The sequence below is a fragment of the Saccharopolyspora gloriosae genome (assembly GCF_014203325.1).
Classification (GTDB): domain Bacteria; phylum Actinomycetota; class Actinomycetes; order Mycobacteriales; family Pseudonocardiaceae; genus Saccharopolyspora_C; species Saccharopolyspora_C gloriosae.
On the sequence record NZ_JACHIV010000001.1, the window covers coordinates 2,851,556 to 2,873,261 of the forward strand.

18 protein-coding genes are annotated in these 21,706 nt (G+C 71.6%); 5 read left to right on the forward strand and 13 right to left on the reverse strand.

Translation table 11 applies throughout. The features are described from left to right. Window positions 1-306: 306 nt before the first annotated feature. The 8 genes from BJ969_RS12620 to BJ969_RS12655 all read right to left on the reverse strand — a co-directional run bounded on the left by BJ969_RS12620 (window position 307) and on the right by BJ969_RS12655 (window position 9,456). Window positions 307-1,281: an acyl-CoA dehydrogenase family protein gene (locus BJ969_RS12620; protein ID WP_184479129.1), complete on the reverse strand. Its 975-nt coding sequence runs from the start codon at window positions 1,279-1,281 to the stop codon at window positions 307-309. Then, window positions 1,278-2,372 carry an acyl-CoA dehydrogenase family protein gene (locus BJ969_RS12625; protein ID WP_184479130.1) on the reverse strand — a complete coding sequence of 365 codons (1,095 nt, stop codon included), beginning with the start codon at window positions 2,370-2,372 and terminating at the stop codon, window positions 1,278-1,280. The genes BJ969_RS12620 and BJ969_RS12625 overlap by 4 nt, the downstream gene beginning before the upstream one ends. Beyond that, window positions 2,369-3,685, reverse strand: a complete 1,317-nt coding sequence (locus tag BJ969_RS12630; RefSeq protein ID WP_184479131.1) for an MFS transporter — start codon at window positions 3,683-3,685, stop codon at window positions 2,369-2,371. Before BJ969_RS12630 ends, BJ969_RS12625 begins: the two co-directional genes overlap by 4 nt. Further along, the gene (locus BJ969_RS12635) at window positions 3,682-5,766 is read right to left on the reverse strand and encodes an acetate--CoA ligase family protein (protein ID WP_221315800.1); all 2,085 of its coding nucleotides are present in this window, start codon (window positions 5,764-5,766) and stop codon (window positions 3,682-3,684) included. Before BJ969_RS12635 ends, BJ969_RS12630 begins: the two co-directional genes overlap by 4 nt. An 8-nt stretch (window positions 5,767-5,774) precedes the next feature. After that, the gene (locus BJ969_RS12640) at window positions 5,775-6,557 is read right to left on the reverse strand and encodes an enoyl-CoA hydratase/isomerase family protein (protein WP_184479132.1); all 783 of its coding nucleotides are present in this window, start codon (window positions 6,555-6,557) and stop codon (window positions 5,775-5,777) included. A 316-nt stretch (window positions 6,558-6,873) separates the two neighbouring features. Then, complete coding sequence (locus BJ969_RS12645; RefSeq protein ID WP_184479133.1) at window positions 6,874-7,563, reverse strand: GntR family transcriptional regulator; 690 nt, start codon at window positions 7,561-7,563, stop codon at window positions 6,874-6,876. A gap of 130 nt (window positions 7,564-7,693) precedes the next feature. Beyond that, window positions 7,694-8,014, reverse strand: coding sequence for a ferredoxin (gene fdxA, locus BJ969_RS12650; RefSeq protein ID WP_184479134.1), 321 nt, complete (start codon window positions 8,012-8,014; stop codon window positions 7,694-7,696). Window positions 8,015-8,076: 62 nt separating this feature from the next. After that, window positions 8,077-9,456 carry a dihydrolipoyl dehydrogenase family protein gene (locus BJ969_RS12655; RefSeq protein WP_184479135.1) on the reverse strand — a complete coding sequence of 460 codons (1,380 nt, stop codon included), beginning with the start codon at window positions 9,454-9,456 and terminating at the stop codon, window positions 8,077-8,079. 145 nt (window positions 9,457-9,601) lie between these two features. On the opposite strand from BJ969_RS12655, the gene BJ969_RS12660 reads away from it, so the two are divergent. The 4 genes from BJ969_RS12660 (at window position 9,602) to BJ969_RS12675 (ending at window position 15,378) form a co-directional block, all read left to right on the forward strand. After that, window positions 9,602-9,838 (forward strand): hypothetical protein, encoded by a 237-nt coding sequence (locus BJ969_RS12660; protein WP_184479136.1) that lies wholly within the window; start codon window positions 9,602-9,604, stop codon window positions 9,836-9,838. Window positions 9,839-9,888: 50 nt separating this feature from the next. Next, window positions 9,889-10,305: a CBS domain-containing protein gene (locus BJ969_RS12665; RefSeq protein ID WP_184479137.1), complete on the forward strand. Its 417-nt coding sequence runs from the start codon at window positions 9,889-9,891 to the stop codon at window positions 10,303-10,305. 515 nt (window positions 10,306-10,820) lie between these two features. Next, on the forward strand, window positions 10,821-11,477 hold the full coding sequence (locus BJ969_RS12670) for a response regulator (protein WP_184479138.1): 657 nt from the start codon (window positions 10,821-10,823) through the stop codon (window positions 11,475-11,477). Window positions 11,478-11,481: 4 nt separating this feature from the next. Further along, window positions 11,482-15,378 (forward strand): HAMP domain-containing protein, encoded by a 3,897-nt coding sequence (locus tag BJ969_RS12675; protein ID WP_184479139.1) that lies wholly within the window; start codon window positions 11,482-11,484, stop codon window positions 15,376-15,378. A 215-nt stretch (window positions 15,379-15,593) separates the two neighbouring features. Here BJ969_RS12675 and BJ969_RS12680 read toward each other — a convergent pair whose 3' ends face one another. Beyond that, window positions 15,594-15,740 (reverse strand): hypothetical protein, encoded by a 147-nt coding sequence (locus BJ969_RS12680; protein ID WP_184479140.1) that lies wholly within the window; start codon window positions 15,738-15,740, stop codon window positions 15,594-15,596. 241 nt (window positions 15,741-15,981) lie between these two features. Between BJ969_RS12680 and BJ969_RS12685 the strand changes: the two genes are divergently transcribed. Next, window positions 15,982-16,161, forward strand: a complete 180-nt coding sequence (locus BJ969_RS12685; protein ID WP_184479141.1) for a hypothetical protein — start codon at window positions 15,982-15,984, stop codon at window positions 16,159-16,161. An 8-nt stretch (window positions 16,162-16,169) separates the two neighbouring features. On the opposite strand, the gene BJ969_RS12690 is transcribed toward BJ969_RS12685, so the two are convergent. From BJ969_RS12690 to frc, 4 genes are read right to left on the reverse strand one after another with little or no spacing between them, the layout of a single operon-like run. Further along, window positions 16,170-16,682, reverse strand: a complete 513-nt coding sequence (locus BJ969_RS12690) for a hypothetical protein (protein ID WP_184479142.1) — start codon at window positions 16,680-16,682, stop codon at window positions 16,170-16,172. Further along, entirely contained in the window at window positions 16,682-18,196 is a 1,515-nt protein-coding gene (locus tag BJ969_RS12695) for an Nramp family divalent metal transporter (protein WP_343071366.1), read from the reverse strand. Before BJ969_RS12695 ends, BJ969_RS12690 begins: the two co-directional genes overlap by 1 nt. A 19-nt stretch (window positions 18,197-18,215) precedes the next feature. After that, complete coding sequence (locus BJ969_RS12700) at window positions 18,216-20,348, reverse strand: acetate--CoA ligase family protein (RefSeq protein ID WP_184479143.1); 2,133 nt, start codon at window positions 20,346-20,348, stop codon at window positions 18,216-18,218. Next, entirely contained in the window at window positions 20,348-21,577 is a 1,230-nt protein-coding gene (gene frc / locus BJ969_RS12705) for a formyl-CoA transferase (RefSeq protein ID WP_184479144.1), read from the reverse strand. The genes BJ969_RS12700 and frc overlap by 1 nt, the downstream gene beginning before the upstream one ends. Between the last annotated feature and the right edge of the window lie 129 nt (window positions 21,578-21,706).

The following is a 21,706-nucleotide window of genomic DNA, read 5'->3' on the forward strand; positions in this document are numbered from 1 at the left end:
CCTCTTGCCTTGCCTGTTTTTGATCTGCGTGGGTGGTCGGGTGGCGGGTTCTCAGCGTTCTTCTCGCTGCGCCCCTGGCCGGTGTGGCAGTTTTTTCCTAGTGGCTCCGCCACGAGGGAAAAAGCTGTCCTCGCGAGAAGAACGCTGAGAACCCGCGGGTGGTCGGCCTGCTTTGGTGGGCGCTGCTCAGCGGCTTCGCCGCTGACAAGACAAGAACCAAGGGCGCCGCTCACCTGGAAATGCAAGATCAAAGACAGGTTGTGAGGTCCCGCCACCCGACCCCCACGTAGGTGAGCCGAAAAGGGGTCAGCCGGTGAGGTGGTCCCACAGTTCGTCTTCGGTTGCGGTGGCGGTTGTGCGGCCGAGCCAGGTGGACCAGGCGCGTTCCGTGCCGTGCTCGTCGCGCCAGGCCCACAGCTTGCGGGTGACGTGGTGCAGCGAGTGCTCCCGGGTCACGCCCATCGCGCCGTGCAGCTGGTGCGCGCCGCGCGCGATCGAGGTCGCCGCCCGCGCCGCGCGGATCTTCGCCGCCGCGGTCGCGGGGCGTGCTCGGGTCGGATCGTCGGTGTGGGCGGCGCAGGCCCGGTCCAGCGCCGCCTGGGCGGACACGAGCTCGGCGCGCATCCCGGCGAGCGACTGCGCGACCGCCTTCAGCGCGATCAGCGGGCGGCCGAACTGCTCGCGCCGCGTCACGTGCAGGCGGGTGATCTCGTGCGCTCCCCGCGCCGCCCCGCTGATCGCGGCGGCGTTGAGCAGCGCGGCGCGGTCCACCGACGCTGAACGGGAGGGTGCGTCCGGCAGCGGGGTGCGGGCGTCGGCGCCCACCACGACGGTGTCCCTCGGTTCCGCGGCGAGGTTCGTGCCGCAGAAGACGCGCGCGGTGGCCAGGTCGGCCAGGTACGGCGCACCGGTGCGCGGCCACACGACCAGGTTCCGCGCGTGCCGCGCCCAGGCGGCGCCGCGCGGCACGCCGGTGTCGTCCTCCCACGCGGGCAGCACCAGCCCCGGCAGGTCCGGGCGCCCGGCGGCGGCCACCGCCCAGCGGGCGAGCGCGGCCTCCGCCAGCGGCGCGCTCAGCCCGTGCTCGGCCACCGCGCCGACCAGCGCCAGCAGGTCCGCGAGGCGCCCGCCCGCGCCGCCGGAGCTCTCCGGGATCGACACCAGCGGCCACTCCAGTTCGGCCATCGTCGCCCACACCTCGGGCAGTCGATCACCGGCGTCCTGCGGGGTGGCGGAGCCGAGCACGTCGGCGGCGACCTCCGCGAGCAGCGCGTCGTTCACAGCGCCTCCTGCTTGGCGAGGATGGACAGCAGCACCTCGGAGGAGCCGCCGCGGATGCTGAACCCCGGCGCGGCGAGGATCGCCTCGCCCAGCGGGTCGTCCGGTGCGAGCACCCCGGGAACCGCCGCGCCGCGCGCGAATTCGAGCACGTCGCGTTCGAACTCGGTGCCCAGGTACTTGAGCGTCGCGGCCTCCCGGATCGGCGAGGTGCCGGTGTCGAGCGCTTCGGCGACTCGCACGCACATCGCCCGCAGCGTGCCCAGCCGGGCGACGAGCTCGCCGAGCTCCACCAGCAGGCCCTCGTCCCACTCGGCATTCGCGGTGAGCAGCCCGGCGAGCACCGGATACGTCGAGAGCACCCGCTCCGGCCCGCCGCGCTCGTGGGCGAGCTGCTCGGTGACCTGCCGCCAGCCCTGGCCCGCCACGCCGATGACCCGGCCGGCGGGCACGAACACGTCCTCGAACACCACCTCGTTGAAGTGGTGCGAACCCGCCATGTCCACGATCGGCGTGACGGTGATGCCCGGTGAGTCCATGTCCACCAGGAACTCGGTGAGGCCGTCGTGCTTGCGCTCGGTGCGCTCCGTGCGCGCGAGCAGGTAGGAGTGCGTGGCGCGGTGCGCGTGGCTCGTCCAGATCTTGCGGCCGTCGACCCGCCAGCCGCCCGCGGTGGGCCGGGCGGTGGTGCGCACGGCGGCGAGGTCGGAACCGGCCTCGGGTTCGCTCATGCCCAGGCAGAGCACGTGATCGCCGGAGGCGATGCCGGGCAGGATCTCCCGCTGCAGCTCGGGCGTCCCGTGCCGCAGGATCGACGGGCCGATCTGGCGGTCACCGATCCAGTGCGCCGCGACCGGTGCCCCGGCCCGCAGCAGCTCCTCGGTGACGACCAATCGGTCCACATTGGACCGCTCGGCGCCGCCGACGCGGCGCGGCCACGTCATGCCGATCCAGCCGTGCCGGGCCAGCTCTCGGGAGAATTCCAGGTCGAACGAGCGCAACCACGCGTCCGCGCGCGGCCGGTAACGTCCCTCGTCCCGCCGGCTGCGGCACAGGTCGCGCACCTGACGGCGCAGTTCGGTGCGTTCGGTCATGCCACCCGCTCCTCGTCCGCGTCGAGTTCGGTCCTGCTCAGCGCCGCGGTCCGCGTCTCGGGCATCGCCAGGTACACGACGAGCGAGAACAGCGCGCATCCCGAGACGTAGAAGAAGAAGTAGTGCTCGTGGCCCGCGTCGCGGAACGCCAGCGCGATGTACTCGGCGGTGCCGCCGAACAGCGCCTGCGCCAGCGAATACGGGATCGCCACGCCGACCGTGCGCACGCTGGTGGGGAACAGCTCCGCCTTCACGCACGCGTTCACCGAGGAGTAGCCGCACACGACGGTCAGCGCCAGCATCGTCAGCGCCAGCGCGACACCGACCGACGGCCAGCGCTGCATCGCGGTGAGGATCGGATAGGTGCCCAGCGTGGTGCCGACGCCGAAGAAGATCAGCACCGGCCGGCGCCCGACCCGGTCCGACAGCGCCCCGCCCACCGGCAGCAGCACGGTGAACAGGCACAGCGCGCAGAACATCACCAGCGTCGCGTCCGATTTGGACAGACCGACGGAGTTCGCCAGGTACTTCGTCAGGTAGGTCGTGTAGGTGTAGAACGCGACGCTGCCGCCGATGGTCAGCGCGAACACCAGCAGCGCCGCCCGCCGGTGCCGCCACACCTCCCGCATCGTGCCGCGCCGTTCGGTGTCGTCGTGCGCCGCTTCCTCCCGGTAGGCGTCGGTCTCGTGCAGGCCGCGGCGCAGGTAGAACACCACGACCGCGGCGACCGCCCCGATGATGAACGGGATCCGCCAGCCCCACGCCGTCAGCTCCGCCTCGGTCAGCGTCGCCTGCAGCACCATGAGCACGGCCAGCCCCAGCAGCTGGCCCAGCGTCACCGACACGTACTGGAAGCTGGAACCGAGCCCGCGATGCCCGCGAAGCGAGGCCTCCGTGAGGTAGGAGGCGCTGGCCGCGTACTCGCCGCCGACGCTCAGGCCCTGCAGCACGCGGGCGACGAGCAGGACGACGGCGCCGAGGTATCCGGCGCGGTCGTGGGTGGGCGCGACGGCGATCATCAGCGCGCTCACCGACATCATGCTCACCGACAAGGTGAGCCCGAACTTCCGGCCTCGCCGGTCGGCGACTCGGCCCAGCAGCCACCCGCCGAGCGGGCGGGCCAGGAAACCGACCGCGAACACCGCCGCCGTGTTCATCAACTGCGCCGTCGCGTCGCCCTCCGGGAAGAACCGCCCGGCGAAGTACAGCGCGAAGCTGGCGTAGACGAACCAGTCGTACCACTCGACCAGGTTGCCGATCGAGCCGCCGATCACCGCCCGCACGTGGGGTCGTCGTTGCTGTTTCGTGCTCATCCGCGGTCCTTCGGCGTGCCGGTGAGCAGCAGGTCCACCGCGGTGGCGCCCTCGGTGTGCACGATCAGCGGGTTGATCTCCAATTCGGCGAAGCGGTCGCCCCACACGGCCGCGGCCTGCGAGAGCGCCGCGATCGCCGCCGCCGCCGCCCGCAGGTCGACGGGCGGGCTACCCCGGAAGCCGGTGAGCAGCGGAGCCCCGCGCAACGCGCGCAGCATCCGCTCGGCACCCGCCACGTCGACCGGCGCGAGCGCGGTGACCACGTCGGCGTAGAGCTCGGCGGTGACACCACCGAAGCCGACGGTGAGCACCGGCGGGTAGCCGTCGCGGCCGCCTTGTGCGCCGACCAGCAGTTCCACGCCGGGTGGCGCGAGTTCCTGCACCAACACCCCGTCGATCCGGGCGTGCGGCGCCGCGGTCCGGACCGCGCGCAGCAGGCGGTCGGCGGCGGCACCGGCTTCGGCGACGGGCACTCCGAGCAGGACTCCGCCCACCTCGGTCTTGTGCGCCACGTCGGGTGATTGGACCTTGAGCACCAGTTCGCCGCGCAGATCGCGGGCGGCTGCCTCGGCTTGAGCCGCGTCGGTGGCGAGCGCGCCGCGCGGCCGGACCACGCCGAGCGCGTCGAGCAGCCGCGCACCGGCGGCTTCGGTGAGCGTGCCGGTGGGCGGGTGCGCCGCTGAGCCCGGCGGGGCGATCGGGGCGACGGTGGGGCGGTGGCGCGGCAGCAGCCGCGAGAGCAGGGTGATCGCCGCGCTGCTCGTCGAGACGACGGGAATCCCCGCTCGCCGCAACCGCCCGGCAGGTGCCGCGATCTCGGCGTGCGAGTACTGCCACGCCACAACGTACGGCTTGGCGCAGGCGCGGGAGGCCCGCAGGATCGACTCGGCGATCTGCTCCGCGGTGCGTCCGCCGAGCGTCGTCAGCAGCACCAGCACGGCGTCCACCGCGTCATCGGCGGCCACGGTCTCGCAGACCTGTCCGAGGGCGCTCGCGTCGTTGATCACCTGCGCCGTCACGTCCACGGGGTTCGCCACGCTGCCGAACGGCGGGATCAGCGGCGCGAGGGAGTCCTGTGTGGACTGATCGAGCTCCGGCAGCCGCAGGCCGGTGGGCTCGGCCTGGTCGGCGGCGAGACCACCGGCGCCGCCGGAGCTGGTGACGACCCCGATCCGTCCGTCCGACGGGCGCGGGCCGCCGAGCGCGATCGCCGTGTCCAGCAGCTCGTCGACGTCGTCCACCAGCACCGCCCCGGAGCGTTCCGCGACGAGGTCGAACGCCGCGCCGGAGCGGACCAGCGCCCCGGTGTGCGAGGCGACGGCGCGCTGCCCCGCTGCCGAACGCCCGGAGCGCAGCACCACCAGGTGCTTGCCCAGCTCGGCGGCCCGGCCGGTCAACCGGGTCCACTCCGCTCCGTCCGGCAACTGCTCCAGGTAGCAGGCCAGCACCCGGATCGCCGGGTCCTCCAGCAGCAGCGCGGTCGCCTCGGTCGCGGTGAGGTCGGCCTGGTTGCCGACGGAGATCCACGCGGTGAGCCCGACGCCCCGGTCGGCCGCCATGCCCAGCACGCTGCCGCCGAGCGCTCCGCTCTGGCCGACGTAGGCGATGCCGCCGGTCTCGGCGGGTGGCGCGGAGGGGAGGCCCGCGCCGGAGCTGAACGTCGCGGTCAACGCGGCGGGCCGGTAGAGCAGTCCCTGGCAGTTGGGCCCGAGGACGCGGATTCCGCACCGCCGCGCCGTGTCCGCCAGCTCCCGCTGGAGCGCGGCGCCGTCCGGGCCGACCTCGGCGAACCCGGAGGACAGCACGATCGCCAGCCGGGCGCCGGCCCGCGCGGACTCGGCGACGGCCTCGGCCACCTGGCCGGCGGGCACCATGATCAGCACCAGGTCGACCGGGCCGGGTAATCGGTCCAGCGCCGGGTAGCAGGGCAGGCCGTGCACCTGCTCGTATCGCGGGTTCACCGGGTGGATCGCGCCGGTGAAGCCGTCGTCGATCAGGAACCGGGTCAGCCTGGCGGCCATCGGTTTGCGCTCGGAGGCTCCGACGACCGCCACCGCAGCGGGGTTCAGCAGAGGTTCCACAGTGGACGTCACCGGCCCTGGAAGCCGGGCCGGCGCTTCTCGCGGAACGCGCTGAGCGCTTCAGCGGAGTCCTCGGTGGACTGCACGATCGCCTGGTGCGAGGAGATCAGGTCCAACGAGGTGCGCAGGTCGCACCGCGCGGACTGGTACAGCGCGCGCTTGATCGCCCGGACGGCCACCGGCGGGCCCGCGGCGAGCTTGCGCGCGAACTCGGCGGTCCGTTCCGGCAGCTCGGCGTCCGGGTAGCGGTAGCTGGCGATGCCGAGCTCGACGGCCGTGGCGGAGTCCACGAAATCCCCCGTCCACAACAACTCCAGCGCCTTCGCGGTGCCCACCAGCCGGGGCAGGAAGTAGCAGCCGCCGTCACCCGGTACCAGACCCACTCGCACGTAGCCCTCGGAGAACCGCGCGGACTCCGAGATCAGCCGGATGTCGCACATCAGCGCCATGTCCATGCCCGCGCCCACCGCGACGCCGTTGACCGACGCGAGCACCGGCTTGTCCATGTCCTCCAGTGCGAGCGCCACCTGGTGCACGCGCTCGGTGAGCACGGTCTTGTTCTGCAGCACGGTTTTCCGCTCGCCGGTGAAGTCGTCGAGGTCGACCCCGGAGCAGAAGGCGTCCCCGGCGCCGGTGACCACGAGCACCCGCACGTCGGGGTCGGCGCGGGCCTCGCGGATCGCCTGCGCCCACTGGTCGACCATCTGCAAGGTGAACGCGTTCTTGCGCTCCGGGCGGTTGAGCAGGATCGTGCCCACGCCCTCGGAGACTCCGTATTCCAGGTCCGCCATGCCGCCTCCCGTCGCCCACGCCGTCGTGCGCAGACGGAGTGAACCACGTCACTTCAGGCGAAGTCCATGCAAAATTGAATGCAATCCACCAGAACGACCAGCGCCCACCGAACTGCTCCGAGCCCGTCTCGGGCCGGTCCGTGCACCGGAGGGGCCTGCCCGAGATTTCTCGCGAAATTGCGCGGCCCGGACTCCGCAGCGGAGCCGGGAAATCGGCTGTGAACTGGTGGTGTAACCGCTGATCTGGTGGCGGGGGTGTTTCGAAATCTCGCGAAATTGCGCGGGGTTGAAACAGGTGCGGCGCGGTTCGGAGGGGTCAGGTGGGCGGGGCGAGGGCCGGGGCGAGGGTGTCGCGGGTGGCGTCGCGGTGGGCGTTCATGAGTTCCACCGCGCGCTCGGTGCTGCCGCGGCGCAGCGCGGTGATCAGCTGCCGGTGTTCGCGCACGATGCGCCGCCGGGAGGCCTCGTCGTAGAGGTAGACGGTCCGGTACACCTCGGTGCGCTGCCACACCCGCTCGATCTCGTCCACGACCAGGTTCAGCCCGGAATGGCGGAACACCTTGAAGTGGAACTCGTGGTTGAGCTCCAGCATCAGCGCCACGTCCGGAGCGGCGGCGGCCTCCGCGATGCGCTCGTTGAGGGCGGTGAGCTCGGCGAGCTGCTCGGCGCTCAGGCGCGGAATCTCGCGCAGCACCACCGTTTCCAGCGCCGCCCGCATCAGGTAGGCCTGGCGCAGCTCGTCCGCGGAGAGCCGGGCCACCGTGTAGCCGACGTTCGGCCGGTGGTGCAGCACGCCCTCGCCCTCCAGGGCCTTCAACGCCTCCCGCACCGGCACCCGGCTCACCCCGAGCCGTTCGGCCAGCGCCTCCTGGCGCAGCGACTGGCCGGGCAGGATCTCCTGGCTGCGCAGCATCGTGCGGATCTGGTCGATGGCGCGGCGCACCGAACTGGGCTTGCCGCCCGCCGTCGCGACGGCGGGAGTGCCGATGCGTTCCGATGTTCCCATGCGCCCCGTCGTCCCCGGCTCGTCCGTCGTGTCGGCTGGTGCCCGCGGCACGCGGGCCGGGGGCACCGCCAGGAGATCCGGTGCGCCCGCCGTGCTGATCCATCGTACGGGTGCGCGGGCGCCGGGCGCGTCAGTCGGCCATCTTGGGCAGGGTCGTGACGGGCGGGACGTCGCGGTCGACCTTTCCCACCTCGGCCGCGCCGCCGGGAGAGCCGAGCTCGGTGAAGAACTCTGCGTTGGCCTGGGTGTAGGCCTGGTACTCGTCGGGCACGTCGTCCTCGTCGTAGATCGCCTCCACCGGGCACACCGGTTCGCAGGCACCGCAGTCGATGCACTCGTCGGGGTGGATGTAGAGCATCCGGCCGCCCTCGTAGATGCAGTCGACCGGGCACTCGTCGATGCAGGACCGGTCGAGCACGTCCACGCACGGTTCGGTGATCACGTAGGTCACATGGCCTCCTGCCGAGCGGTTGCGCCCTCCGGCCTCCCCGCCGCGGCGCGGGTTGAAACCGGCTACGACGCGTCGAGGTCGTCGATCGCCGAGCTGATCGCGCGGTGGAACGTCGGATAGGCGTAGATCATCCGGCGCAGCACGGCGAGCGGGACCTCGGCGTGCACCGCGACGGCCAGCGCGCCCAGGACCTCACCGCCGCCGGGGGCGACGGCTGTCGCGCCGACGAGCACGTCGCGGTCGGCGTCGGCCACCACCTTGATCAGCCCGTCGTTGCCGGCCCGGTGGATCCAGCCGCGCACCGCGGACGGGATATGCGCGATGCCGGTGCGCACCCGCAGGCCCCGGTCGGTGGCCGCCTTGTCGGTGAGCCCGACCATGCCGACCTCGGGATCGGTGAACGTGACCGAGGGGACCGCGCGGTACTCGGCGGCGGGACCCTGCTCGCCGAGGACGTCGGCCGCGGCGATGGGCGCCTGGTACACCGAGGTGTGGGTGAACGCGCCGTGGCCGGTGACGTCGCCGATCGCCCACACGCCGTCGGCGGCGCGCAGCCGTTCGTCCACGGGGATCGTGCGGGCGGCTTCGTCGAGCCCGACCGCACCCACGCCCAGCGCGGCGAGGTCGGTCCGCCTGCCGGTGGCCACCAGCAGCCGTTCCGCCTCGACGGGATCGCCCTCGTCGAACTCGACGCGGAACCGGCCGTCGGAGTGCGACACCCGCCGCACGCCCGCCCCGCAGCGCACGTCGACGCCGTCGGCGCGCAGCACCCGCTCCAGGACCTCCGACGCCTCCGGTTCGGCGGGGCCGAGGATCCGCTCACCGGTCTCGACGACGGTGACGGCGCTGCCGAAGCGGGCGAAGACCTGGGTGAACTCCAGCCCCACCGGTCCCGCGCCGAGCACCAGCAGCGATTCCGGAGCCGTCCGCGCGGCGACCGCGTCCCGGTTCGTCCAGTACGGGGTGTCGGCGAGGCCGTCGATCGGCGGCACGTTGGGCTCGGTGCCCGGGTTGAGCACGATCGCCCTGCGCGCGTGGAAGGTCCGCGGCCCGGAGTCCGTCGTGACGGTGACCTCGCCGGGGGCGGTGATCCGGCCGCGGCCGCGGACCAGCCGCCCGCCGGTGCGCTCGAACCGCTCCACGGCGGCGGTGTCGTCCCAGCCGGTGGTGGCCTCGTCGCGGATCCGGTCGGCGACCGGTGTGAAATCGGGCCGCACCGTGGCGGAACCGGCCAGTTCCGGGACTCGCCGGGCTTCGCCGAGCGCGTCCGCGGCGCGCACCATCATCTTCGTCGGAATGCACGCGTAGTACGGGCATTCCCCGCCGACCAGGCGGGACTCCACGGCCACGACGTCCAGCCCGGCGGTGGCCAGGCGCCCCGCGACGTCCTCGCCTCCCGGGCCCATGCCGATCACGACCGCGTCGACTTCTTCGGTTGCCATCGAGTGCTCCTGTTCGCCGCATCAGCCCCGCGACCGCGCGGTCCGGGGCGCCTCTCGCACCACCAGCGCACCACTGCTGCGCCGCTACCGCACACGCATCGTCGTTGGCCTGCGGCTGCGCGCGGAAGTGACTACAACGGAGAGCATGGCCGACACCGATACCTCCGAACTGGTTCCCGGGCAGAGCGTGGCGCGGGACAACGGCGAGCGGATGGGCCGCTCCCGCGCGGGGCACCTGGTCTTCCTGCGACGCAGGGTGGCCGAGCCCGGCTTCGTCGTCGCCATCGACGCCCCGCCGGGCGCCGAGGGGTCCGACGGGGTGCTCACCGCGGTCTGGGCGCACGCGAACGAGGCGTTCGACCGCCTGATGCGGGAATCCTGAGCCGCGCGGCGAGGTGGGCCGCGTTCGGTCCGAGCCGGAAGGAGAAGCTCATGATGGCGCGCGAGATCATGCACGCGGGAGCCCGCTGCGTGGGTGAGGACGAGAGCCTGCAGGTGGCTGCCAGGATGATGCGCGACCTGGGAGTGGGGTCGCTGCCCATCTGCGGCCGGGACGACCGGTTGCGCGGCATGCTGACCGATCGGGACATCGTGCTGCACTGCTGCGCGGAGGGACGGGACCCGGCGTCGGTGACCGCGGGCGAGCTCGCGGCCGGCACCCCGCACTGGGTCTCCGCCGACGCCGAGACGACCGAAGTGCTCATGATGATGGAGACCCACCAGATCCGGCGAGTGCCGGTGATCGACCACCACCGGCTCGTCGGCATCATCAGCGAGGCCGACCTCGCCAGGAACATCACCGACGACCAGCTCGCGCACTTCGTCGAGAGCGTCTACGCCCTGCGGTGAGGGACCGCGGTCCGGACCACCGGCACTGCTTGAACCAGGACGGCGTGGATCGGGATCGTCGAGCACGGCCAGGCCGCTCGACGTGCCGGGACGCGGTGAGCGCGCCGCTGGCCGCACCCGACTGCCTGCGCGCCGGACGGGCGTAGGCGGAGGGCTCTGAACTGCGGTGATGCGTTCCGTGACCTGACCGCAACCTCAGCGGAACACGTGGGAGGTGCACTGACGTGCACGAACCTTCTCCGTGGAGGCGGTGCAGCGATGATGTTCTGTGCGAGTTGCCGCGAACCGATCCCGTCCTCTAGCCCGTCCGACGACTTCTGCCGAGAGCAGTGCCAGCTTTCCTGGTACTCGGGCAGGCTCACTCCAGGCGCGAGCGGCACCGCCGTGGCGCCGACGCCAGGGTTCCCCTTGCGAGATCGTCGCCACTCGGCGCCAGGTGCGTAACGAGCCTTCCCGTTTATGCTGGTCAATGCCCTGGTGTCCGCAGTGATCCACGAGGGGAGCCGGCGAGCGAGATGGCGATACGTGTGTTCGTGGTCGACGACCACGAAGTGATCCGGCGGGGCGTGGCGGCCCTGGTGAAATCCGATTCGGAACTCGAACTGATCGGTGAGGCGGCATCAGCGGCCGAAGCGCTGGCACTGGTGCCGCAGCACCGGCCGGACGTGGCCGTGCTCGACGTGCGGCTGCCCGACGGCAACGGCGTCGAGCTGTGCCGGGAGCTGCGCTCGCAGCAGCCGGAACTGCGGTGCCTGATGCTCACCTCGTTCGACGATCACGAGGCGCTGCTGGACGCGATCCTGGCCGGTGCCGCGGGTTTCGTGCTCAAGGGCGTGGTCAGCGAGGAGCTGCTCAGCGCGCTGCGGACCGTCGGGTCCGGGCGGTCGCTGCTGACCCCGAAGAAGACCGAGGCGATGCTGTCCTGGCTGCGCCGGGAGCAGGAGCGCGCGGACCCGCTGCGGGAGCTGACCTCGCGGGAACGGGAAGTGCTGGAGCTCATCGGCGAGGGCCTGACCAACCGCGAGATCTCCCAGCGGATGTACCTCGCCGAGAAGACGATCAAGAACTACGTCTCGCAGATGCTGGCGAAGCTCGCGATGCGCCACCGCAGCGAGGCGGCGGTGCTCGCGACCGAACTGCGGCTCGACCGCGGCACCCGGGGCAAGGACTGACGCGGTGACCGCTGATCCTGGGCGCGAACGGCTGCTCGCCGGGTTACGGGACCTGCGGGACGGCAACTTCCGGCGCAGGCTCGCCGTGGCGGGCCCCGACGCGGAACTCGCCGCGGCGTTCAACGAACTCGCCGACCGCGAGCAGCACCTGATCACCGAGCTGCGGCGGGTCACCGCGGCGGCCGTGCGCGGCGAGTGGCCGCAGCCGCCCGTGAGCTTCGGCGGCACCGGGGGCTGGCAAGGCGCCGAACAGGCCGTCACCGAACTCCTGGAGGCGCTGCTGCGCCCGGCGGGCGAGCTCAGCCGGGTGCTGGGCGCGGTCGCGGCTGGTGACCTGACGCAGCGGATGCCGCGCCGCGCCGACGACCGGCTGCCCGGCGGCTTCGGCGACGTGGCCTCGACGGTCAACGACCTGCTCGACCAGCTGTCGCTGTTCGCCTCCGAGGTGAGCCGGGTCGCCGGGGAGATCGGCACCGAGGGCAGGCTGGGCGGGCAGGCGCAGGTGCCTGGCTTGGTGGGCACCTGGTGGGAGCTGGCCGACGCGGTGAACCGGATGGCCGCGAACCTCACCGGTCAGGTCCGCGACATCTCCCAGGCCGCGAAGGCGGTGGCGCGCGGCGACCTGAGCAGGCGCATCACCGTCGAGGTCTCCGGGGAGCTGGTGGAGCTCAAGGACACCTTCAACTCGATGCTGGACCAGCTCTCGGAATTCGCCGACGAGGTGACCAGGGTGTCCCGCGAGGTCGGCAGCGAAGGCAGGCTGGGCGGGCAGGCGCAGGTGCCGGGGGTGGCGGGCACCTGGCGCGGCCTGACGGACTCGGTGAACCTGATGGCCGACAACCTCACCGCGCAGGTCCGCAACATCTCCCAGGTGGCCACGGCGGTGGCGCGCGGCGACCTGACCCAGAAGATCGACGTGGACGCGCGCGGCGAGGTCCTGGAGCTGAAGAACACGCTCAACACCATGGTCGACCAGCTCTCCGCGTTCGCCGACGAGGTGACCAGGGTGTCCCGCGAGGTCGGCACCGAGGGCAAGCTCGGCGGGCAGGCGCGGGTGTCCGGCGTCGGCGGCACCTGGAAGGACCTCACCGACAACGTCAACATCATGGCCGACAACCTCACCACCCAGGTGCGCAACATCGCCGCGGTGGCCGCGGCCGTGGCGGGCGGCGACCTGTCGAAGAAGATCACCGTGGAGACCAAGGGGGAGGTCGCCGCGCTGGCCGCGACGATCAACGGGATGGTCGAGACGCTGGGCGCGTTCGCCGAGCAGGTCACGCTGGTCGCCCGCGAGGTCGGCACCGAGGGCATCCTCGGCGGGCAGGCGCGGGTGCCGGGCGTGGCGGGGACGTGGAAGGACCTGACCGACAACGTGAACCTGATGGCGCGCAACCTGACCAACCAGGTGCGCAACATCGCCCAGGTGACGACGGCGGTGGCGCAGGGCGACCTGTCCAAGAAGATCGACGTGGACGCCCAGGGCGAGATCCTGGAGCTCAAGACGACCATCAACACGATGGTCGACCAGCTCTCCGCCTTCGCGGGCGAGGTGACCAGGGTGTCCCGAGAGGTCGGCACCGAGGGCAAGCTCGGCGGCCAGGCCGAGGTCGCCGACGTCTCCGGGACGTGGCGGCGCCTGACCGAGAGCGTGAACCGGCTCGCGGGCAACCTCACCACGCAGGTCCGGGCGATCGCGGGCGTGGCCAACGCGGTGACCAGCGGGGACTTGACCAGGCAGATCACCGTCGAGGCCAGCGGCGAGGTCGCCGAGCTCAAGGACGACATCAACGCGATGATCTCGAACCTCGCGGAGACGACCCGCACCAACGAGGAGCAGGACTGGCTCAAGACGCACCTGACGCGCCTGTCCGGGCTGATGCAGGGCCGCGGCGAGCTGCGCGCGCTCGCCGCGCTGATCATGACGGAGCTGGTGCCGCTGGTCTCCGCGCAGTACGGGGCGTTCTACCTGGCGCAGGGCGACGACGACGGCCCGGTGCTGACCCGCACCGCCACCTACGGCCTGCCGCGCACCGACACCCCGGAGCGGTTCGAGCTGGGTGAGTCGCTGGTGGGCCAGGCCGCCGCCGATCGCACCACGATCCTGGTGCGGGAGACGCCGCCGCAGTACCTGCGGATCAGTTCCGGGCTGGGCACCGCGACCCCGGTCGGCGTGGTGGTGGTGCCGGTGCTGTTCGAGGACCAGGTGCTGGCCGTGCTGGAACTCGCCTCGGTGCACGAGTTCAGCGCGCTGCACCTGGATCTGCTGCAGCGGTTGCAGGAGACGATCGGCGTGGAGGTGAACACGATCGTCTCCAACTCCCGGACGGAGGCGCTGCTGGCCGAGTCCCAGCACTTGGCGCGGGAGTTGCGGGCGCGGTCCGAACAGCTGGAGCACCAGCAGAACGAGTTGCAGCGCTCCAACTCGGAGCTCGCGGAGAAGGCCGAGCAGCTGGCCGCGCGCAACCGGGACATCGAGATCAAGAACAGCGAGATCGAGCAGGCCCGCCAGCAGCTGGAGGAGCGGGCGAGCGAGCTGTCGCTGGCGTCGGCCTACAAGTCGGAGTTCCTGGCCAACATGTCCCACGAGCTGCGGACGCCGCTGAACAGCTCGCTGCTGCTGGCGAAGCTGCTGGCCGACAACGTCGACGGCAACCTCACCGATCAGCAGGTGGAACTCGCCAACACCATCCACGCCGCGGGCAGCGACCTGCTGGCGCTGATCAACGACGTGCTGGATCTGTCCAAAGTGGAGGCTGGACACATGACTGTGCTGCCGGAGGACGTCGATCCGGCGGAGCTGGCCCGGCACCTGGAGTCGCAGTACCGGCCGCTGGCCGCGGACAAGGGGCTCGATTTCGAGGCGGCGGTGGCGGATTCGGCGCCGGCGCGGCTGTTCACCGACCAGAGCAGGGTGGAGCAGATCCTGCGCAACCTGCTGTCGAACGCGGTGAAGTTCACCGAGCACGGGTCGGTGCGGTTGCGCATCGAGCGCGGCGACCCGGCGGCGACGGCCGATCCGGCGTTGCGGGCGCAGCCGGAGCTGGTGGCGTTCTCGGTGCAGGACACCGGGATCGGGGTGCCCGCGGGGAAGCTCAACCGCATCTTCGAGGCGTTCCAGCAGGGCGACGGCACGATCGTGCGCGAGTTCGGCGGCACCGGGCTCGGCCTGTCCATCAGCCGCGAGCTGACCGCGCTGCTCGGCGGCGAGCTCACGGTGCAAAGCGAACCGGGCCAGGGCAGCACGTTCACGCTGCACCTGCCCGCGGAGTTCCCTGAGCGGGACGAGCAACCGGAGCCGGGACCGGAGGCGGTCGCCGAGGTGGAGTCACCGCAGGAACCGGCGTCGCCACCCCCGCCGATCAGCGCGGAGGTCAAGTTCGACGTCGCCGCCGAGGGGATCGACCCGCCGATGCCGGAGTGGGAGTCCTCGATGGACACCGGTCCGCTCGTCGCCCCCGAGAACGGGTCCGCAGCGGAGAACGGTGCGGCGGGATTCCTGCGCTTCGGCGGGCAGAAGGTGCTCGTGGTCGACGACGATCCGCGCAGCGTCTACGCGCTGACCGCGCTGCTGGAGCAGCACGGATTGCGCGTGGTGTACGTGGACAACGGCATCGCCGGGCTGGGCGCGCTGCAGGAGCACGACGACGTGTCCGTGGTGCTGATGGACGTGATGATGCCGGAGCTGGACGGGAATTCCACGATCCGCACCATCCGGCGCATCCCGCGCCACCGGGACCTGCCGATCATCGCGGTGACGGCGAAGGCGATGCACGGCGACCGCGAGCGCAGCCTCGCGTCCGGAGCCACCGAATGCGTGACCAAGCCCGTCGACCCCGAACGCCTCCTGCGACTGATCGCCGAGCAACTCGGCGTCGACGCAGGCCCGACTGCGGGGCCTTGACAGGACGGCCCGCGTAGCTGGTCGCTCAGCGGAACCTCAGCGGCTTCCTCGCTGCGGGATCGATTTCTGATGTATGTCCGATACACGGCGACATCGCCGTCCTCGCGAGGAAGCCGCCGAGAACCCGCCGGTGGTCGTCTTGCTCGGGCTGGTCGCTGCTCAGCGGTTTCGCCGCTGACAGGACAACGAGCAAAAGATCATTCCGAAAGGATGTCTCAGTCGAGATCAGGGCCAGGGGTGGTGGGGAGTTCGTCTAGCTGTTCGCGCAGTCGCTGCGACCAGCGCAGGTCGCGGGCGAAGGTGGCGTCGTAGTGGTCGACGCCGTGCGGCTGCTGCGGTTGGGGCGGTCCGGGTGGTGCCATGGGGAATCCTGAGATCGGGGATTCCGGCCCCGCTCGGGGGACTGACGAGGCCGGAATCCCCTAGCTTACGAGGCGCGCGCCCGCTGGTCGCCACCGGTGTCGGCGGACTCACAGCTCCCGCGCGGTTCTAGTGCCGTTCTGGGCCGATGGTGTGAGCTCGCGCATGCCGGTTCGGCGGCTTCCCCGATCTCCGGGATAGTGCAGACTGTATGCAGTGTTGCGGAACGGGAGGTGAGCACTCATGGGAGGACTGCGGAAGCTGGCGCGAGCGGTCGCGCGGATGCCGCGCGGTTACGCCGCGGACGGCCGCATGCTGGGGTTGGTGACGGCCGCGGCCGTCGAATCGGCCGCGCGGCAGGACGAATCGGTCGAGCAGGAGCAGAGCACTCCGCTGCCACGGCAGCGGCAGCGGGTGGACTGACGGGCCGCTCAGCGCCCGTCGGCGCGGCGGGTGTGCGCCCGGGGCCGACCGGCCTGGCGGACGTAGTGGGCGGCGAGCGCGTCGGCGAGCGCGTTGCGCGCGGCCAGCCGCAGGAACCAGTGCGGGGCGAGGCGTTCGTGCAACCAGACGAAGCCGATCGCGAAACCGGTGCCGATCAGCGCCTGGTACGCCAGGAAGCCCGCGAGCGGCTCGCGCAGGCCGGGCGAGCCGCTCAGCACCCACCACGTGATCGTCTCGTGCAGCAACCGGGCCAGCGGGAACGCCACCAGCCAATACGCGGCGGCCGGCGCGAACATCCCCGGCCGCAGCAGCCCAGCGGCCAGCAGCAGCCCGTGGCCGCCGCCGGACAACGCCAGCGGCAGCACCAGGGCGAGCGTCGTCACGGCCGTCCACCACGGCGGTTGCTGCGCGAGGGAGGCCAGCGGCCCGGCGAACGCGCCCGCCACCGCACCGATCACCGCGCCGGGCACCGCGATCGGAGCGCTCTCCCGGAACGGCATCAGCTCACCACCACGCCGAACCGGAACAGGCTGTAGAACAGCATGCCGAGGTAGAACACGGCGCCGAAGCCGATGATCGCGTTGCTCCACCACTTCGGCCGGATCGGCCTCGGCAGCAGCCGGTTGTTCACCAGCAGCAGCACCACGCAGTACGCGCCCATCGCGAACGTGGACAGGAACGCCAGCACGTCCAGGATCGCGCCAGGACCGTCGGCGGGGCCGAACAGCAGGACGAGGATCCCGAAGATGATCACGCCCCACAGGAATCCCGCGTACAGGTGCGAGAGCCGCAGCCGCCGCGCCCCCGGGACGAAGTGGTAGGTCATGTCGGCCTGCCCGCGGGAGAACGAGTCGAACAGCCCGAGCGTGGCGTTCAGCCCGATCAGCGCGATGAAGCCGAGGAACACGGTGCCCATCCAGGAACCGCCCGCCGCGGAGAACGCGTCCGCCATCGCGCTGATCGCGGCCTCCCGCTCGCCGGACTCGATGAGCCCGCGCACCCCCGGGTTCTGCCGGGCCGCGGATTGGGCGAGCACGGTGAACGAGATCGTGACGAGCATCGTCACGCCCCAGAACAGCAGCAGCGCGTCGAAGGTGACCCAGCGCCGCCAGCCCCGCCACTTGTCCAGCTCGGCCGGGTCGTCGGTGTCGAACATGAAGCCGCGCGAGGGCATCGTCTCCTCGTCGGCGGCGTGCCGGAGCCCGCGGATGCGGGGGATGTGCGCGCCCATGCCGGCCCCCTTGTCCCGCAGGTGCAGCGTGTACCACATCTGCTGCATCCCGGACGGCCCGGCGAACGCGATGGAGCCGACCACGATGGGGAACCAGGTCGGCGACATCGCCTCGGCCGGGAAGTAGCCGAAGTGCAGCATCCCCGCCAGTGTGCTGCCGAGGTCCGCCAGGTTGCCCGCCATCGCGGCGACCACGCTGGTCCCCACCACGAGCAGGCCGATCAGCACGCTGAGCACGTTCTCCAGCAGCGGGTAGATCACCTTCGCGAGGCTGAACACCACGCCCACGAGCACCAGCCCGACGCAGGCCGACAGCACCCAGGGCACCCCGGTGATCTCCTCCAGCGCCGCGGCTCCCGCGGAGAGGTGCCCCGGCCAGATGTAGACGGCGATCGCGGTGACGAAGAAGAACCACATCAGCGGCTTCGCGATCCGGGCCGCTCCGCTGAAGATGCTCTCGCCGGTGGCCATCGCCCAGCGCGCCATCTCCAGCATCACCACGGCCTGCAAGGTGACGCCGATGAGGAACAGCCAGCGGATCTCCGGGCCGAACACCAGCACCAGCCGCGGCCACATGTAGGACTCGCCCATGCCCACGCCCAGCGCCACCAGGAACACGGTCGGGCCGAGCAGGTGGATCGAGGGCGGTGCGTCGGGCAGCGGCCGGATGGGCATCGACTCCAGGCGCCCGGCCCGCCACACCCGCGCGCCGGTGCGCGTCGGCTGCCTGCTTAATTCGGGCTCCGGTTCCGCACTGCCTGCGGACGGTTTGTCGGCTTCCACGGCACTGACCTCCTCGTCGTCAGTCCAGCAATCCGGCGGCGCGGGCCCACTGGTACTTGGCGCCCAGCACGGCCACCGGTTTCTCGGTGGTGTAGGGGTAAGCGACGACCCCGCGGTCGTAGAGGTGGTCGCTCGCCTGCTCGACCTCGACGTCGCCCGCCAGCGAGGCCACGACCGGTTTGCTGATGCCCTCGGCGCGGGCTTCGGCGACGACGCGGGCGGTGAGCTCGGCGAAGACCATCGGTGGCGTGACGATCGTGTGCCAGTACCCGAGGATCAGCGCGTGCACGCGCGGATCCCGCAGGCCCAGCCGGATGGTCTCCTCGTAGGTGCGGGGCGGTTCACCGCCGGTGATGTCGATGGGATTGCCCGCCGCGCCGAACGGCGGGATGTGGCGGCGGAACGCCTCGTCCAGATCGGGAGGGACGTCCATCAGCCGCAACCCGTTGGCCACGCAGGCGTCGGACAGCAGCACCCCGGAACCGCCCGCACCGGTGATGATCACGACGTTCTCGCCCTGCGGGGTGGGCAGCACCGGCAGCCCGCGGGCGTACTCCAGCATGTCGTTGAGGCCGGGGGCGCGCACCACACCCGCTTGGCGCAGCACGTCGTCGTAGACCTTGTCGTCGCCCGCGAGCGCGCCGGTGTGCGAACTCGCCGCCCGCGCGCCGAGTTCGGTGCGCCCGGCCTTGAGCACCACCACCGGTTTCGTGCGCGTGATCCGCCGGGCCGCGTCGACGAACGCCCGCCCGTCCTTGAGGTCTTCGAGGTGCATCGCGACGCACTTGGTGTGCTCGTCCTGCTCGAAGAACGCCAGCAGGTCGTCTTCGTCCACATCGGACTTGTTGCCGAGCCCGACGATCGCCGACACCCCGGTCCGGGTGGTGCGGCTGAACCCGAGGATGGCCATCCCGATGCCGCCGCTCTGCGAGGTCAGCGCCACCCCGCCGCGCACGTCGTAGGGCGTGCAGAACGTCGCGCACAGGTCGTGCGGCGTGTAGTAGTAGCCGTAGATGTTCGGCCCCAGCAACCGGATTCCGTGCTTCTCGGCGATGGCCACGACCTCGTCCTGCAGTGCGGTCTCGCCGGTTTCGGCGAACCCGGACGGGATGAGCACGGCCGCCGCGACGCCCTTCGCGCCGCACTCCTCCAACGCGGCGGGCACGAACTTCGCGGGTACCGCGAACACCGCTACGTCCACTTCGCCCGGCACGTCGCCGATGCTGCGGTACGCCCGGTGGCCGAGCACGGTGTCCGCCTTCGGGTTGACCGGCAGGATGCGCCCGCCGTAGCCGCCGTCGGCGAGGTTGCGCAGCACCGAGTTGCCGATCTTGCCGTCCTCGTTGGACGCGCCGATCACGGCGACCGAGGCGGGCCGCATCAGCTTGTTCATCGCCCGCAGGATCTCCTCGCGCGAACGCCGCCGGGGCCGCCGCGCACCGTCCGGGTCGAGCAGCACCCGCACATCGGCGGCGATCGCGCCGGAGGGCGCGGCGAACACCGGGTTGAGGTCGAACTCGGAGATCTCGGGGAAGTCGGTGACCAGCGCGGACAGCCGGTGCAGCACGCCTGCCAGCCCCGCCGCATCGACGGGTTCGGCCCCGCGGGCTCCGCGCAGCACCGCGGCGGCCTTGATGTCGCCGAGCATGCCGCGGGCCTCCGACGCGTTGATCGGGGCCATCCGGAAGGTGACGTCTTCGAGCACCTCGACCAGCACGCCGCCGAGGCCGAACGCGACGACCTTGCCGAACGTGGGATCGGTCGTGGCGCCGATGATGACCTCGTGCCCGCCGGTGATCATCTGCTGCACCTGCACTCCGGTGAGCGTCGCGTTCGCGTCGTACCGGCGGGCGCGGTCGAGGATCGTCTCGTAGCCCGCGCGCACGTTCTGGGCGCCTTCGATCCCGGTGAGCACGCAGCCGGCCTCGGTCTTGTGCAGGATCTCCGGCGAGACGATCTTCAGCGCGACCGGTCCGCCGATGTCGGCGGCCAGCAGCACCGCCTGCTCCGCGCTGCGCGCGAGCCCTTCGGCGGCGGCGGGGATTCCGTAGGCGTCGCAGAGGGTTCGGCCCTCCGGAGCGGTCAACGCCGAGCGCCCTTCGGCGAGCACCGCGTCGAGCACCCGGCGCACCGCTTGCTTGTCGTGGCCCATCAGATCACTCCGTTCGCCTTGAGCTCGGCCAGTTCGGCGGCGTCCACGCCCAGCCGATCCCGGTAGATCTGCTCGTTGTGCTCGCCCAGCAGCGGGGATCGGGTGACGTGGGCGGGGGAGTCGGACAGCTTGATGGGGCAGCCGACGGTCCGGTACGGACCGCGCTGCGGGTGCTCGACGGTGACGATCATGCCGTTGTCGGCGAGCGAGGCGTCCTCGATCAGCTCGCGGGTGGACAGGATCGGACCGCACGGCACGCCCTGCTCGGTCAGCCGCGCGAGCACGTCCCACTTGCCGTGGCGCAGCGTCCACTCCTCGATGAGCCGGAACATCTTGTCCAGCTTGGACAACCGCGCTTCCGGCGTGGCCCAGTCCGGATCGTCGATCAGCTCCGGGCGGCCGATCAACCGGGCGATCGGTGCCCAGCCGACGGGTTGCACGATCACGTACACGTAGTCGTTGGCCCCACCCGGACTGCACCGCAGCGCGGACCCGGGCTGGCCGCCGCCGGAGGCGTTGCCGGAGCGCGGCACCTCGGCGCCGAACTCGTCGTTCGGGTACTCCCGCAGCGCCCCGTGCGCGAGCCGTTGCTGGTCGCGCAGCTTCACCCGGCACAGGTTGAGCACGGCATGCTGCATCGCCACCGACACCCGCTGCCCGCGCCCGGTGCGCTCACGTTGCAGCAGCGCCGCGAGGATGCCCGCGACCGTGTGGATGCCGGTGCCGGAGTCACCGATCTGCGCGCCCGTCGCGGTGGGCGGGCCGTCCTCGAACCCGGTGGTGGCCATCGACCCGCCCATCGCCTGCGCCACCACCTCGTAGGCCTTGTAGTGGGTGTAGGGCCCGTCGCCGAAACCCTTGATGGAGGCGTAGATCAGCGCCGGGTTCAGCGAGCGCAGCCGGTCCCAGTCGAAGCCCATCCGGTCGACCGTGCCCGGCCCGAAGTTCTCCACCAGCACGTCGGCGTCCCGGACGAGCTCGGTGAACAGCTCCTTGCCGCGGGTGCTCTTCATGTTCAGCGTGATGCTCTGCTTGTTGCCGTTGAGCATCGTGAAGTAGAGGCTGTCGGCGTCCGGCACGTCCCGCAGCTGGGTGCGGGTGATGTCGCCGGCCGGGGCCTCCAGCTTGAGGACTTCCGCGCCCAGCCACGCGAGGATCTGGGTCGCCGACGGTCCGGACTGGACATGCGTCATGTCCAGCACCCGGACGCCTTGCAGTGCGGTGCTCATGATCGTCACTCCTTCGCTCCCGAGAAGGGCGATTCGAAGCCGTCCCGCGATGGCGGGGAATGCCGGGCGGTGACGGGAGATTCCGGTCGCCGCGCGCTCCGGCGGTCGCCGCGGCGAGCGGGTCGTCCC

Coding starts and splice junctions, on each gene's coding strand:
- BJ969_RS12625 (WP_184479130.1), bottom strand. CDS start 2,372: ATGACCGAACGCACCGAACTGCGCCGTCAGGTGCGCGACCTGTGCCGC.
- BJ969_RS12630 (WP_184479131.1), bottom strand. CDS start 3,685: ATGAGCACGAAACAGCAACGACGACCCCACGTGCGGGCGGTGATCGGC.
- BJ969_RS12640 (WP_184479132.1), bottom strand. CDS start 6,557: ATGGCGGACCTGGAATACGGAGTCTCCGAGGGCGTGGGCACGATCCTG.
- BJ969_RS12645 (WP_184479133.1), bottom strand. CDS start 7,563: ATGGGAACATCGGAACGCATCGGCACTCCCGCCGTCGCGACGGCGGGC.
- BJ969_RS12655 (WP_184479135.1), bottom strand. CDS start 9,456: ATGGCAACCGAAGAAGTCGACGCGGTCGTGATCGGCATGGGCCCGGGA.
- BJ969_RS12660 (WP_184479136.1), top strand. CDS start 9,602: ATGGCCGACACCGATACCTCCGAACTGGTTCCCGGGCAGAGCGTGGCG.
- BJ969_RS12665 (WP_184479137.1), top strand. CDS start 9,889: ATGATGGCGCGCGAGATCATGCACGCGGGAGCCCGCTGCGTGGGTGAG.
- BJ969_RS12670 (WP_184479138.1), top strand. CDS start 10,821: ATGGCGATACGTGTGTTCGTGGTCGACGACCACGAAGTGATCCGGCGG.
- BJ969_RS12680 (WP_184479140.1), bottom strand. CDS start 15,740: ATGGCACCACCCGGACCGCCCCAACCGCAGCAGCCGCACGGCGTCGAC.
- BJ969_RS12685 (WP_184479141.1), top strand. CDS start 15,982: ATGGGAGGACTGCGGAAGCTGGCGCGAGCGGTCGCGCGGATGCCGCGC.
- BJ969_RS12690 (WP_184479142.1), bottom strand. CDS start 16,682: ATGCCGTTCCGGGAGAGCGCTCCGATCGCGGTGCCCGGCGCGGTGATC.
- BJ969_RS12700 (WP_184479143.1), bottom strand. CDS start 20,348: ATGGGCCACGACAAGCAAGCGGTGCGCCGGGTGCTCGACGCGGTGCTC.
- frc (WP_184479144.1), bottom strand. CDS start 21,577: ATGAGCACCGCACTGCAAGGCGTCCGGGTGCTGGACATGACGCATGTC.